Annotated in this window: 14 protein-coding genes and 1 tRNA gene; 9 read left to right on the top strand and 6 right to left on the bottom strand. The window is 67.5% G+C overall.

Annotation, left to right across the window (positions count from 1 at the left end; translation table 11 throughout):
• Positions 1 to 65: 65 nt before the first annotated feature.
• Together pcsA and FZN60_RS16365 are read left to right on the top strand one after the other, a co-directional pair.
• Positions 66 to 794 (top strand): phosphatidylcholine synthase, encoded by a 729-nt coding sequence (pcsA, locus tag FZN60_RS16370; RefSeq protein WP_158874570.1) that lies wholly within the window; start codon positions 66 to 68, stop codon positions 792 to 794.
• Between the two features lie 33 nt (positions 795 to 827).
• Positions 828 to 1,805, top strand: coding sequence for a quinone oxidoreductase family protein (locus tag FZN60_RS16365; RefSeq protein WP_158874569.1), 978 nt, complete (start codon positions 828 to 830; stop codon positions 1,803 to 1,805).
• A gap of 17 nt (positions 1,806 to 1,822) precedes the next feature.
• Here the strand turns inward: FZN60_RS16365 and FZN60_RS16360 are convergent, their stop codons facing one another.
• From FZN60_RS16360 to FZN60_RS16340, 5 genes are all read right to left on the bottom strand, one after another.
• Complete coding sequence (locus tag FZN60_RS16360) at positions 1,823 to 3,019, bottom strand: glycosyltransferase family 39 protein (protein ID WP_158874568.1); 1,197 nt, start codon at positions 3,017 to 3,019, stop codon at positions 1,823 to 1,825.
• 59 nt (positions 3,020 to 3,078) lie between these two features.
• Positions 3,079 to 3,165: transfer RNA gene (locus tag FZN60_RS16355), tRNA-Ser, on the bottom strand.
• 113 nt (positions 3,166 to 3,278) lie between these two features.
• Complete coding sequence (locus tag FZN60_RS16350) at positions 3,279 to 3,584, bottom strand: lipid-A-disaccharide synthase N-terminal domain-containing protein (RefSeq protein ID WP_158874625.1); 306 nt, start codon at positions 3,582 to 3,584, stop codon at positions 3,279 to 3,281.
• Positions 3,585 to 3,642: 58 nt separating this feature from the next.
• Positions 3,643 to 4,365, bottom strand: a complete 723-nt coding sequence (locus FZN60_RS16345) for a glycosyltransferase family 2 protein (protein WP_246726869.1) — start codon at positions 4,363 to 4,365, stop codon at positions 3,643 to 3,645.
• A 652-nt stretch (positions 4,366 to 5,017) separates the two neighbouring features.
• Positions 5,018 to 5,428 carry a hypothetical protein gene (locus FZN60_RS16340; RefSeq protein ID WP_158874566.1) on the bottom strand — a complete coding sequence of 137 codons (411 nt, stop codon included), beginning with the start codon at positions 5,426 to 5,428 and terminating at the stop codon, positions 5,018 to 5,020.
• Positions 5,429 to 5,642: 214 nt separating this feature from the next.
• Here FZN60_RS16340 and FZN60_RS16335 point away from each other — a divergent pair, with 214 nt between their 5' ends.
• The 7 genes from FZN60_RS16335 (at position 5,643) to FZN60_RS16305 (ending at position 13,054) form a co-directional block, all read left to right on the top strand.
• Entirely contained in the window at positions 5,643 to 6,725 is a 1,083-nt protein-coding gene (locus FZN60_RS16335) for a septal ring lytic transglycosylase RlpA family protein (protein ID WP_246726868.1), read from the top strand.
• 112 nt (positions 6,726 to 6,837) lie between these two features.
• Positions 6,838 to 8,028: a D-alanyl-D-alanine carboxypeptidase family protein gene (locus FZN60_RS16330; protein WP_158874564.1), complete on the top strand. Its 1,191-nt coding sequence runs from the start codon at positions 6,838 to 6,840 to the stop codon at positions 8,026 to 8,028.
• Positions 8,025 to 8,750 (top strand): dTMP kinase, encoded by a 726-nt coding sequence (gene tmk, locus FZN60_RS16325; protein ID WP_246726867.1) that lies wholly within the window; start codon positions 8,025 to 8,027, stop codon positions 8,748 to 8,750. Before FZN60_RS16330 ends, tmk begins: the two co-directional genes overlap by 4 nt.
• Positions 8,747 to 9,775 carry a DNA polymerase III subunit delta' gene (locus FZN60_RS16320; protein ID WP_158874563.1) on the top strand — a complete coding sequence of 343 codons (1,029 nt, stop codon included), beginning with the start codon at positions 8,747 to 8,749 and terminating at the stop codon, positions 9,773 to 9,775. Before tmk ends, FZN60_RS16320 begins: the two co-directional genes overlap by 4 nt.
• 88 nt (positions 9,776 to 9,863) lie before the next feature.
• A complete protein-coding gene (gene metG, locus FZN60_RS16315) occupies positions 9,864 to 11,402 on the top strand; it encodes a methionine--tRNA ligase (protein WP_158874562.1) in 1,539 nt (512 codons plus the stop codon).
• A gap of 36 nt (positions 11,403 to 11,438) precedes the next feature.
• Positions 11,439 to 12,248 (top strand): TatD family hydrolase, encoded by an 810-nt coding sequence (locus FZN60_RS16310; protein WP_158874561.1) that lies wholly within the window; start codon positions 11,439 to 11,441, stop codon positions 12,246 to 12,248.
• Positions 12,245 to 13,054 (top strand): MBL fold metallo-hydrolase, encoded by an 810-nt coding sequence (locus FZN60_RS16305; protein ID WP_158874560.1) that lies wholly within the window; start codon positions 12,245 to 12,247, stop codon positions 13,052 to 13,054. The genes FZN60_RS16310 and FZN60_RS16305 overlap by 4 nt, the downstream gene beginning before the upstream one ends.
• A gap of 155 nt (positions 13,055 to 13,209) precedes the next feature.
• Here the strand turns inward: FZN60_RS16305 and FZN60_RS16300 are convergent, their stop codons facing one another.
• On the bottom strand, positions 13,210 to 13,506 hold the full coding sequence (locus tag FZN60_RS16300) for a hypothetical protein (protein WP_158874559.1): 297 nt from the start codon (positions 13,504 to 13,506) through the stop codon (positions 13,210 to 13,212).
• Positions 13,507 to 13,676: the final 170 nt, after the last annotated feature.

Below are 13,676 nucleotides of genomic sequence, written 5' to 3'. Positions count from 1 at the left end.
GACCGGAATGCAACAGGTGAGCGGCGCTTCGGGCTGAAGCGTGCGACGATACGCTTCGGGGCGCGATGACGGCTCAAGGGACGACTTTTCAGCGGTGGCGGGCCTTCGCCGTCCATCTGTTCACGGCAAGCGGCGCCTTTCTGGCGTTCCTGTCGCTCATCGCGGCGGCCGAGGGGCAGTGGGTGGCGATGTTCTCCTGGCTCGGCCTCGCGCTCCTCGTCGACGGGATCGACGGGCCGATGGCGCGCAAGGTCGAGATCAAGCGCGTCCTGCCGGACTGGTCCGGCGACATGCTCGACGCGATCATCGACTATTCGACTTTCTGCCTCATCCCCGCGGTCGCGCTCTACCTGTCCGACATGATCGGCAAGCCGTGGTCGTTCATCGCGGCCGCGCTCATCGTGATCACCAGCGCGATCTATTACGCCGACACCCGCATGAAGACGAAGGACAACTTCTTCCGCGGCTTTCCCGTCTGCTGGAACATGGTAGTCTTCGCCTTCTTCGCCATTCAGCCGAGCGAATGGGTGGTCTTCGCAGCTGTCGTCCTTTGCGCGGCCGGAACCTTCGCGCCGGTGAAATTTCTCCATCCCGTGCGCGTCGTGCGGCTTCGACCGCTCAACCTCGCGGCGATGGTGCTGTGGATGCTCTTCGGCTTCGCCGCGCTGCTCTACGGCTTCGACTCGCCGACCTGGGTGCGGGTGGGCGTCGCGCTCACCAGCCTCTATCTCGTCTCGATCGGCGCGGTCATCCAGCTGCTCGACCGGCGCGCCGGCGGCGCCGTGTCGAGCTGACACCCACCTGAACGCATTTTGGGAGACAACGTCATGACGCGAGCCATCGTCATCAACCAGCTCGGCGGCCCAGAGGTCCTCCAGCTCGGAGAGCGCGATCCGGGACGTCCGGGGCCCGGCCAGATCCGCGTCCGCCAGGCCGCAGCCGGCCTCAACTTCATCGACGTCTACTTCCGCACCGGCCTCTACAAGTCGGCCGAGATGCCCTTCGTGCCGGGCAAGGAGGGCGCGGGCACCGTGGAGGAGGCGGGCGAGGGTGTGTTCTCCGTGGCCGTCGGCGACCGCGTCGCCTATAGCGGCGCGAACGGCACCTATGCGGACGCCATCGTGGTCGAGGCGGACAAGGTCGCGAAGCTGCCTGCGGGCGTCGAGACCGACGTCGCAGCCGGCGCCATGCTCAAGGGCATGACCGCCGAATATCTCCTGCGACGTACCTTCGAGGTGGGACCGGGCACGACGATCCTCTTCCACGCCGCCGCCGGCGGCGTCGGCCTGATCGCCGGGCAGTGGGCGAAGCATCTCGGCGCGACCGTGATCGGCACGGCCGGCAGCGCCGAAAAGTGCGAACTCGCCCTCGCGCACGGCTACGACCACGTCATCAACTACAACGAAGAGGACTTCGTCGCCCGGGTCGCCGAGATCACGGACGGGCGCAAGTGCGACGTGGTCTACGACTCCGTCGGCCGCGACACCTTTCCGAAGAGCCTGGACTGCCTGCGGCGGCGCGGTCTATGGGTCACCTTCGGCCAGTCCTCGGGCAAGCTGCCGGACATCGACCTGGCCATTCTGAACCAGAAGGGATCGCTCTTCGCCACCCGTCCGAGCCTCTTCGGCTACACGGCGACGCGGGAGGAATTCGAGGACAGCGCCAACTCCCTGTTCGACGTCATCGCGTTGGGTGCGGTGAAGATCCTGATCGGACAGCGCTATCCCCTGGAGAAGGCCGCCGACGCCCACCGCGACCTCGAAGCGCGCCGCACCACCGGCACCACCATCATCACGATGGCCTGACCGGCGAGCTCTGGAGTTCAGGCGAGATCGAGCGTTCGAAGGACGAAGGCCAGGACCGTCACGATCGCCGCAAGGACCGCGCTGCCGATGGTGGCGCGGTGGACCCGCGAGCCGGCCGGCAGTCCGTCGAAGGCTGCTGCGGCGGCGAGTGGCGTGAAGACGAGCAGGGGATGAAGCCAGTAGGTCTCGACGTTGGTGGCCCCTCCGACGAGAAGGCCGACCGCGAGCAGGACCAAGCCCACGAGAATCGCCACGAAGACAAGCCGCACCTTGGCCTGTTCGCTCACGCGCCGCGCCGCGCCCTGCAGCGCCTGCAGGCGCCCCCCGGCCGGCAGAGCCAGCAGAACCAGCCCGACGAGCAGGCCGGAGTACGCGCCGATCGCAAGCGAGAGGGAGCCCATGCCCGCGAGCCGATCCAGGATCGGCGACGACGTGTCGCCTGCCTTGAACTTGTGAGCGCTGTCATCGAGCGTGCCGATGCGCCCGCTCAGCCAGAGAGCCGGTCCCGCGATCGCGGCGAGGAACACGCCGAGCGACACGAGGAGCCGGCGCGGCCGGATAGCCCGCGTGAGCGGGCCCGCCGAAAGCGTTCCGGCGGCGAGGCCTAAGAGCAGGATCGCGCCGTTGTACTTCCCGAGAAGCGCGACCGCCGCGGCGAGGCCGAGGGCGGCATAGGCGATGCGCCTGCCGTCGCGAACGACCCAGAGAAGCGCCGCCAGACTTGCAACGGCTCCCAGGAGACCGGTCAGCGAGTGACTGAAGCTGCGCTGCGCCTCCCAGCCGATCTGCGGCAGCAGGAACAGCCCCAGCACCGCCGCCGCGGTGCCCTCGGGCGTCAGCCGCATGAGCTTGGCCGCGGCATACATCGCGATGAAGACGAGAAGCAGAACCAGGAAGCGCGCAGCGTAGATCGCATCGATGCCGTCGCCGAAGATCGGCACCATCGACTTCACGATCCAGGTGTGGAGCGGCGGCTGAACGCCCGAGTAGCCCCAGGCCCACCTCGTCATGTGCTGAAGCTGTTCGCGATCGTCGTAGCCGACCGTCCCGTCCTCGATGTTGAGCACGAGGTTGAGAGCGAACACCGCCGCGACAAAGAGGAGCGACGCCGGTATCCCGACGATGCGACGCGTCGCCCATCCCGCCAAGGCGTCGAAGCCGTCCGACAGCCGGTTCCGTCGCTCCGCCGATCGGGTCGGGTCGGAAGGTCGCATGTCGTTCATCCTGACGGAAACGGCACGGCGCTCGGCTCACGCGCGAGCGCGGCTGGGAACGGATGGGGTGGGATTCGAACCCACGAGACGGTTTCCCGCCCGCCGGTTTTCAAGACCGGTGCCTTCAACCGCTCGGCCACCCATCCAGGCCTTCCTGTCGGCAGCTCCATCACCCGTCTTCGTTGAAGGCCGGTGAGAATGACGTTCGCTGCCGAACGGTTCACGCGGCTTGGGCTCTAGCCCCGGCAGGCGCAGGTCGTCAACCGGAATTGGTCGTGGAGGGGCCCTGCCCAGACGGGCGAACGGTAGCCGGAGCGCCGCGCTTCTCGTTGGCGATGAGCTTGAGGTTCCGGAGGTAGACGATGAGCCCCGCCGCCTGTCCGGCGATGAAGACCGGGTCGCGCCGGTGGATGGCGTAGACGAGGAGAAGGGCGCCTCCGGCCAGGGAGAGCGTCCAGAAGGCGACAGGGACGACGCTTCGCCTGGCGCGCTCCGATGCGATCCACTGGACGATGAAGCGCCCGGTGAACATGGCCTGAGCCACGAAGCCGAGCACGACCCACATGTCGAAGCGCTCGACGAAGACGTGGTGGAAGAAGTCGGCAATGGACTGCAGCACGCGGCTAGAGCTCCGTCACGGACGGGCGCCGGCGCCCCCGTCGCAGGAGCCACCAGACGCCCCACAGGTCCACGGCTCCGACCAGCGCACGATCGAAGATGCCGTAGTTCGACTGCCCGAAGCGCCGGTTCCGGTCGACGACGTCGAGGTGCACGACGCCCAGCCCCTCGCGCAGAACGAGCGCCGGCAGGTAGCGGTGCCAGCCCTCGAAATAGGGCAGGGTTTTCAGGACCTGCGTCGGGATGGCCTTCAGCCCGCATCCGGTGTCGCGCGTGCCGTCCCGCAGCATGGCCGAGCGCAGCCGGTTGGCGAAGGTCGAGGCGGCCTGCTTCATCGGCGTGTCGGTTCGGCGCAACCGTTGTCCGGCGGCGAGCGCGGTCTGCCGGCCGGACACTTCGAGAAGATTGATGAGCTGGGGAAGAAATCGCGGGTCGTTCTGCCCGTCGCCGTCGATGGTCGCGACGACGTCGCCGCGCGCGAGAAGGGCGCCCGTGCGGATCGCGCGGCTTTGCCCGCAGGCGTGGTCGTGTCGCACATGACGAACTGCGAAGCCGGAGGCGCGCAGCGCGACCAGAACGGCGGGCGTGTCGTCCGACGATCCATCGTCGACGATGATGATCTCGTGGTCGCGCGCTCCGAGCGCGGTCGTGATCTCCTCCACCAGGATCGGCAGGTTCGCCGCTTCGTTGCGTGCCGGGACAACGACGCTGATCAACGCGAAGCGCACGGGAGGAAGCGCGTCGTCTACCGAGCGAGGCAGGATCTCGATGCCTTGGGAGCCAAGACCGCCCGGAAGCAGATTGCTGGACACAAGCTTCGCTGGTCGCATGAAAAGGCTATCGAGGCGCCGGGCTAAACGGCGCAGAACGGCGGCGCGCGGCACGTGGTCCAAGCCGCGGCGAAGGTCGCGGGACGGTGGCGGAGGAGCGCCATCGCTGGCCAGCACAGCTCTGAGATCCGGAACTGTCATCGTTGGTGGTCTCGCTTCGCCAAGGGACCGGACAGCACGAGGAGCCAGTCGATCAACGCCGTGCTCTTACCGGGATCAGCTTTGCCGCGCCATTGCTTCGTACGAAAGCATTCAGCCGGATTGTATGGCAGGGTGGCTCGCCCATCCGGACTAAGGGCCGGCAACCGAACGGACGCGTGGCACTTACGACATCCGGCTCGATCCGAAATCGGCCCCTTTCTCAACGATCCGAGGGCTCGACGAGCCGTTCCGCGAACAATCAGGGGTTCCGCTTCTCGGATCATCGATGCTAAAGGCGCGCCGCCACCTCCCGCAGGGATGCGGACCCAAGCGATCCAAGCTTCCTCGGGAATATGCAGAGCCCCGTCCGGCGCGAGCCGGGCGGGGTGCCGCCGCGGTCGCTCCGTCGTCAGACCTCGCCCAGCAGTTCGCGATCTTCCGTCGTGATCTGGTGCCCGCAGCGCACGGCAGCATCCAGAGCCTTCGACATCTCGCTCCGGTCAGCATTCGCCGAGCCCGCTCGGATCGCGTCCCAAGCCGAGATGTCATTCTGACACGAGACGGCGACCGCCTGCGATTCGTCGACGGCCTGGGCTTCCGGTTGCGCCAGCAGGAAAGCGCCCGAGGCGACGACTGCCACCAGAAGGCTCGTGCCGACCCAAAGCTTCAACCGCATATGGAACTCCTTCTCGGGCGTACTGCCGGGCATCACGCCGCCCTGTACCGACCCGGCTTGGAAACGCGGAAAAGCCGGCGAAGTTGCCGGGCGGGATGGTCCGGCGCCGTTCCCAACCGTTTCGCCCGATGCTGTCGCATCCATGTCACAGGCAACCGACGGATGGAAAGGACGGGGACATCACACAAGATTTCAATGTTGAATGCGGCGTTAATCTTCTTTTAGTCTCTTCCAACGAGGGATGAGGTCCGGTCTCGGATTCTTTCCGGGCCGACACGCGATGTGATCAACCGGGGGACCTGTTTCGATGGCTGATGCGTCTGGCAGCCTAAAGGCATCGCTGCGGAGTGCCGCGATCGTGCTGATCGCCTCGCTTTCCCTGAGCGCCTGCCAGTCCTCCGAGGTCATGGAATCGGCGGAACTCGCGCCGCCCGACGATGCGCCGATCTTCAGCGAGAGCGTCTTCGGCGTGCCGGCGAGCCCGCGCGTCTCGAACCTTCGCAAGGTTCGGAAGGGCGGGGGCCGCGAGCAGGTCGGCAAGCCGTACAAGGTCCGCGGCAAGTGGTACTATCCGAAGGACCAGCCGGGCTATGCGAAGCAGGGCAAGGCCTCCTGGTACGGCGCGAACTTCCACGGACGCCTCACCGCCAACGGCGAGGTCTACGACATGTTCGGCCTGTCGGCCGCGCACACGACCTTTCCGCTGCCGTCCTATGCCATGGTGACGAACCTCGAGAACGGCAACCGGATCATGGTCCGCGTCAACGATCGCGGGCCTTACGCCCACGGCCGCGAGATCGACGTATCGTCCAAGGCCGCGCAGATGCTCGGCTTCCATCGCGACGGCGTCGCGGACGTGAAGGTCGAGTATGTGGGGCGTGCGCCGCTCGAGGGTGACGACACCTCGCGGTTGATGGCGAGCTTCCAGCCCGGCGAGGGTCGCGTGCCGGTCGGAACACCGGACCAGGTCATGGTTGCGTCGATCACCGCCGCGGCTCGGTCGCCGGCCGGCCAGAACGTCGCCACCGCGTATTCCGAAGTGCCGGGCGTCCGGCCGGTCGGTGTGCCGGTGCCGACCCGCGCCGAACGGCCGGGCGAGGGACGCGTCCCGGTGCCTTCGAACCTCGCGCTCGCCGCATCGCTCATGTCGTCCTATGCCGCCTCCGGGAACGAGAGCGGCGCCGCGGCGGCTCTCCGAGAGGTCGGTGCCGCTGCCGCGACGCAGCACGGCGTCGAGATCATCTCGGTGGGCACGCTGATCGATCGATCGCTCGTCGAGAAAGTCCGTGCCGTAGCGTTCGGCCGCGGCTCGCTCGGCGAGGAAGCGACCGACGAGGGCAGGGCGCTGACGCTCTCGCTCCACGCCGGCGTGGATGCCGATGCGGTGCTTCGCATGCTCTGGCAGGCCGGCGCCGAGGACGCCTTCGTTCTGCGGGACTGATCCCAGCCGCGGCGTGGTTGGTCGTTGCGCCGACCCGGTCGACGCGACTGACGCCTGCCTCTACTATGGCAGGCGCACCGACGTTTCACCTCATGCCCGCGATGCCTGCTCCATGACCACCAATATCTCGCTGCTCGCGGCGACGGCTCTCGGCGGCTTCGCGCTCGTCGCGTCGAGCCTTGCCTTCGGCCAGACCGATGAGGCGCTCGGCCGTCTGCCGGAAACGACGGCGGCGCAGGCTTTGATCGTCGACGGCGAAACGGGGGCTGTCCTCTTCGAGAAGGATGCCGACACGCCATTTCCGCCGGCCTCGCTTGCCAAGGTCATGACAATGGAGGTGGTGTTCGACGCCGTCGCCAAGGGCGACCTCTCGCTGGACCGAGCCTTTCCGGTGTCCGAACATGCCTGGCGAACGGGAGGCGCTCCGTCCGGCACCTCGACCATGTTCGCCGCGCTGAAGTCGAGTGTGCCGGTGATCGACCTCGTTCGCGGCACGATCGTGCAGGCGGCCAACGACGCGACCATCATCCTCGCGGAGGGCATGAGCGGCTCCGAAGCCGGCTTCGCCGAGCGCATGAACGAGCGCGCCGCGGAACTCGGCCTGACCAGCTCGCGCTTCGTCAATCCATCGGGCCTTCCGGCCGACGGCCAGCAGGTGACGGCGCGCGATCTCGTGCGGCTCGGCCGTCACATGGAAGCCACCTATCCGGATCTTTACCAGATCTACAGGCAGCCCGAGTTCGAGTGGAACAAGATCCTGCAGCGCAACCGCAATCCCCTGCTGCGCATGGATATCGGCGCCACGGGCCTGACGACGGGCTATACGAAAGAATCGGGCTACGCGCTTCTGGGCGCGACGGAGCGTGACGGCCGCAAGACCTTCCTGGCGCTCAGCGGCCTCAAGTCGGATGCCGACAGGTCGAAGGAAGCCAAGGCTCTGCTGGACTGGGCCAACCAGGCGTTCAGCCGCGCCGTGCTGTTTCAGCCGGACGAGATCGTCGGTCAGGCCGCGGTCTATGGCGGGGTTGCGGGCTCGGTCGGGCTCGTCGCCCGGGCGCCGGTCGTCGCCTTCGTGCCGACCGACGAAGCCGATCGGGTCAGCGCCTCGATCCGCTACGACGGCCCGGTGCTCGCTCCCGTCGCTGCGGGCGACCGCGTCGGGCAGATGGTGGTGATGATCGACGACAAGCCGTCGCTCAGCGTCGATCTCTACGCGGCCTCGTCGGTGGATCAAGGCAGCTTCACCGAGCGCGCGACCGACGCGCTCGCGGAACTCGCCTTCGGCTGGGTGCGCGCGCTGTGACGCGGCACTCGGATCAGGGACCGCCGCGACGCGGACTGTTCATCACCTTCGAGGGCGGCGAGGGCAGCGGCAAGTCCACGCAAGTCGAGGGGCTGCGGGACAGGCTGCGAGCGCAGGGGCACGTCGTGGTGGCGACGCGCGAGCCGGGCGGCTCGATCGGCGCCGAGGCCGTGCGTCACGTGCTCCTGTCCGGCGCCGCCGAGGCGCTCGGGCCGGAAGCCGAAGCCGTGTTGCTCTCGGCCGCGCGCGCCGACCACATCGCCTCCGTGATCGCACCCGCCCTGGCGCGAGGCGAGATCGTCCTGTCCGACCGCTTCCACGATTCAACGCGCGTCTACCAGGGCCAGGACCCGAAGGCCGATCAAACGTTCCTGGGCAACCTCGAGCGCGCGACGCTCGGCGGCCTTTATCCCGATCTCACCATCATCCTCGACATTCCCGCCGTGGAAGGGCTCGCGCGTGCCGCCAAGCGGCGCGGCAGGCGCGCGGCGGACCGATTCGAGAAGGAAGCGGTCTCGCGACACGAGGCCCGGCGCCGAGCCTTCCTGGAAATCGCTCAGGCCGAACCCGAACGCTGCGTCGTCGTCGACGCGCGTCAGCCCGCGGACGCCGTGGCAGCGGAGATCGCCGCGCTTGTCGAGGACCGGTTGGACGCCGCTCGCATGGACCGCGTGGGCGATGCGTTCGCGGCCGACACGGCGCCGCTCGTCGAGCCTCGATGAGCCTGGAAACCGACGTCCTCGCACACGAGGAAGGCCACGACGATTTCGACGGCATCGCGCCGCCGGCAGCCCGGCTGAGCATCGTCGGGCATCGCGAGCCCCTGGCGATCCTCGACGAGGCCGCGCGCTCGGCGCGCTTCCATCACGGCTGGATCCTGGAAGGTCCGCGCGGGATCGGCAAGGCGACGGCGGCCTTCGCCTTCGCGCGCCGCCTGCTCGTCGGCCTCGAGCGGCCCGAGCCGCCGAGCCCGGACGACCCGATCGTGCGCCAGATCGCGCAGGACAGCTATCCCGGCCTCATCCACCTTCAGCGGCCGAAGAACGAGAAGACCGGCGCCTTCCGCAGCGATCTCACCGTGTCCGAGGTGCGCAAGCTCAACCGCTTCTTCCACCGCACGGCGGACGAGGACGCCTGGCGCATCGCGATCGTCGATCCGGCCGACGATCTTAACGCCAGCGCGGCCAACGCGCTCCTGAAAATCCTCGAAGAGCCGCCGGAGCGATCGCTCTTCCTCATCGTCGCGCACCGCCCGGCCGCCGTGCTGCCGACCATCCGTTCGCGTTGCCGGGCCCTGCGCTTCGACCCGCTGGAGGATCGGGAAGTGGCCGACATCCTTTCCGGCCTGCCGCACGGCGGCTCCCCGGAGGCGGTTCGCCACGCGGTCGCCGCCGCGGCCGGCAGCGTACGGCGCGCCTTGTCGCAGCTCCTCAACGGCGGCGACGAGATCCGCGCCGGCGTCGAGCGGATCCTCGCCGCGTCCCAACCGGACTGGCTCGCCATCCAGACGATCGCCGACGCGCTGGTTCAGAAGGGCAGGGAGGTCGGGTACGATCTCCTCGTCAACGATCTTCTGGACCAAGCTGCGGAGCGATCGCGCGCCCGGCTGGCGGCGGGCGATGCTGCCGAGGCGGCTCGCTACGCCCGTCTCTGGCAGGACGAGAATGCCCGGCTGCGGCGCGGCGCCGCCTATAATCTCGACAAGAAGCAGATGCTGATGACGCTCTTCGGCCGGTTCTTCGCCTGACGTCTGCGCGCCGGCGATTGAGGCGCGGGCGGGCATGCAGTATGGCCGGGGCTTGAACTTCCGACTCGTCCTGCGACATGAAGGCCCTATGGCTGAGCGCTTCTACGTCACCACCGCGATCTCCTACCCGAACGGGCGGCCCCACATCGGCCATGCCTACGAGCTGATCGCGACCGACGCGATCGCCCGCTTCAAGCGGCTCGATGGCTTCGATGTGTTCTTCCTGACCGGAACCGACGAGCACGGCATCAAGATGATGCAGACGGCGCGCGCGGAAGGGATCGAGCCGCGAGCCCTGGCCGACCGCAACGCCGCCGAGTTCCAGGCGATGGCCCGGGCGCTCAACGCATCCAACGACGACTTCATCCGTACGACGGAGGAGCGGCATCGCCGCGCCAGCCAGGACATCTGGAACCGGATGGTCGCGGCCGGAGACATCTACAAGGATGCCTATACCGGCTGGTACTCGGTCCGCGACGAAGCCTATTACGGCGAGAACGAAACCGAGCTGCGCGCCGACGGCGTGCGCTACGGGCCTCAGGGCACGCCAGTCGAATGGGTGGAGGAGGAAAGCTACTTCTTCCGCCTCTCCGCCTTCGGCGAGCGGCTGCTGGCGCATTACGAGGCGCACCCGGACTTCATCGGGCCGGCCGAGCGGCGCAACGAGGTGGTGTCCTTCGTGCGCTCCGGCCTGCGCGATCTGTCGGTCTCGCGCACCACCTTCGACTGGGGCATTCCGGTGCCGGGCGACGAGCGTCACGTGATGTACGTCTGGGTGGACGCCCTGACGAACTACCTGACGGCGACCGGCTATCCCGACGGCGGACCGCGCTCCGACTTCTGGCCGGCCAACCTCCACGTCATCGGCAAGGACATCGTTCGCTTCCACACCGTCTACTGGCCGGCCTTCCTGATGTCGGCGGGTCTGCCGCTTCCAGACCGCGTCTTCGCCCACGGCTTCCTGTTCAATCGAGGGGAGAAGATGTCGAAGTCGGTCGGCAACGTCATCGACCCCTTCGCGCTGGTTGCGGCTTACGGGCTCGATGCCGTGCGCTACTTCCTCCTTCGCGAGGTGCCGTTCGGCCAGGACGGCAACTACAGCCACGAGGCGATCGTCGCGCGCATCAACGGGGAGCTCGCCAACGATCTCGGCAATCTCGCCCAGCGATCGCTGTCGATGATCGCGAAGAACGTCGGCGGCGTCGTGCCGACGCCGGGCGCGTTCACGCCGGCGGATACGGCGATGCTCGATGCCGCGGGCGCGGTCCTCGCCGAAGCGCGCTCGGCGATGCAGCGGCAGGAGCTCCACGCCGTGCTGGCGCGGGTGATCGCGGTGGTCTCCGAAGCGAACCGCTACTTCGCCGGCCAGGAGCCCTGGGCGCTGCGCAAGACCGACCCGGCACGGATGGAGACGGTGCTCTTCGTGACCGCCGAAACGATCCGGCGCGTCTCGATCCTCCTCCAGCCCTTCATGCCGGAGAGCGCTGCGGCCCTGCTCGACCTCCTCGGCGTGCCGGAGGACGGGCGGAGCTTCGCGGCTCTGAGTGGCGGCGCGATGCTGCAGCCGGGAACGGCGCTGCCCGCGCCGAAGGCCGTGTTTCCGCGCTATGTCGAGCCCGAGAGCTGATCGGGGCGCCGAGCGGATCGAGCGAAGGAACACGGCATGCGGCCCTTTCTGGTGGACAGCCACTGCCATCTCGACTTTCCGGATTTCGACGGTGAGCGCGATGCGCTGATCGAGCGCGCGGGAGCGAACGGCATCGGGTTCATGGTGACGATCTCGACCTTCGTCAGCCGCATCGAGCGTCTCCTCGAAATCGCGGAGACCGACCAGCGCATCGCCGCGACGGTCGGCACGCACCCCCACAACGCCGCAGCGGAACCGGATGTCTCGGCCGACCGACTGGTGGAGCTGAGCCGGCATCCGAAGATCGTCGGCATCGGTGAAGCCGGTCTCGACTACCACTACGACAAGGCGCCGCGCGACGTGCAGGCCGGCGTCTTCCGCACCCACATCGAAGCCGCCCGCGAAACGCAGCTGCCGCTCGTCATCCACGCGCGCGACGCCGACGACGACATGATCGCGATTCTGGAAGACGAATCGGGGAAGGGGGCCTTCCCCTTCGTTCTCCACTGCTTCTCGTCCGGGGCGGAGCTCGCGCGCCGCGGCCTCGCGCTCGGTGGTTACATCTCCTTTTCCGGCATCCTCACGTTCAAGAACTCCGACGAGATCCGGGCCATCGCCGAAGACGTGCCGTTGGACCGCCTGCTGATCGAGACGGATGCGCCCTACCTTGCGCCGCCGCCCTTCCGCGGCAAGCGCAATGAGCCGGCTTACGTCCTCCACACCGCCGAGGTGCTCGCCAGGATCAAGGGCGTCGACCTCGACACGATCGCGGTGCGGACGAGCGAGAACTTCTTCCGGCTGTTTTCCAAGGCCGTCGATCCTCGTCAGTCGGACGCGGCTCGTTGAGCGACCGGCTGCGCCTCACGATCCTCGGCTGCGCGTCGTCGCCCGGCGTGCCGCGCATCGGCGGAGACTGGGGCGCCTGCGATCCGACGAACCCGAAGAACCGGCGTCGCCGCAGTTCGGCCCTGGTGGAGCGGATCGGGCCGCGCGGAACGACGCGGGTGAACATCGACTGCGGGCCGGACTTCCGCGAGCAGATGCTGTCCGCCGACGTGCCCATGCTCGATGCCGTCGTCCTGACGCATCAGCACGCCGACCACATCCACGGGCTCGACGACCTGCGCGGCTTCGCGCTGATCAAGCGTGGCCTCGTGCCCGTCTACTGCAATGACGACACCTACGAGCGCGTCCTCGAAGGCTTCCGCTACTGCTTCCAGACGCCGCCCGGCAGCGACTATCCGCCGATCGTCGAGCGGCGCCGCATCGTCGCCGGCGAGACGTTCAGCATCGACGGGGACGGCGGCCGGATCGACATCCTGCCGTTCGAGCAGCAGCACGGCAGCATCGTCTCGCTCGGCTTCCGCATCGGCGCGCTGGCCTATTGCAGCGACGTCAGCGATTTTCCTCCGGGCGCTCAGCAAGCGATCCGCGGCGCGCGTCACATCGTCGTCGACGCGCTCCAATACCGGCCGCATCCGTCACACCTGTCGCTCGACCAGGCGGTCGACTGGATCGCCCGTCTCGGCGTGCCCGAGGCCACGCTGACCCACATGCACACGCCGCTCGACTACGAGACTGTCTCACGCCTGCTGCCGGACCACATCCGGCCGGCCTTCGACGGCCTGACGATCGAGTTCGACCTCGACTGACCGGCGCGTCGCATCGACAGCCCGGCAGATAAATCTCCATACCCAACTTGCCCCGCCTATGATGAGCGGCAGGGGTGATCCGCCGGCCTGCATCCTGCCCAACGGCGAGTTGCAGGCTAAGCGGTTTTGGTGATCGCTGCACCGCGTTGAAGGCGTCAGAACCAGGGTGATTTCGATCCCTTGATAGGCAGTTTGCCGAAGACAAGCGCACGGGCGTTCGCATGCTGAGAAGCAGAACTTCTGCTCTGCATGGTCCGGATGGACACAAAGACGTGCGGAATTCGACCGGCAGCGCCGACAATCGGAATAGACGCCTGCTGCATCTTCGCTACAGCTCCGTCATACGACTGAAAGATCACAATCATTGCTGCGTCTGAAGCGGTCTTCATTGCGAAACCGCCACGCCTTCGCAAAATTTCGAAACATACGTTGGAAATAGTGCCGTCCACCACGAACACTCGCGCCAACATATAGCTACGAACTACTTAGGGACACGCTTAAGTTCCTCGAACCGAATTGTCGCGCGAATGTTGAGGGCAGGAAGTCGGGTCACGTTGTCCCCGGCCGGATGGAGCCATCACCGATGAAGAACACGATCTTGACGGCAGCAGCCGCACTCTTC

Source organism: Antarcticirhabdus aurantiaca (assembly GCF_009765365.1).
Classification (GTDB): Bacteria; Pseudomonadota; Alphaproteobacteria; order Rhizobiales; family Rhizobiaceae; genus Antarcticirhabdus; species Antarcticirhabdus aurantiaca.
The sequence above is the reverse complement of the archived record's forward strand: the minus strand, read 5'-3'. Positions and strand labels throughout refer to the sequence as shown.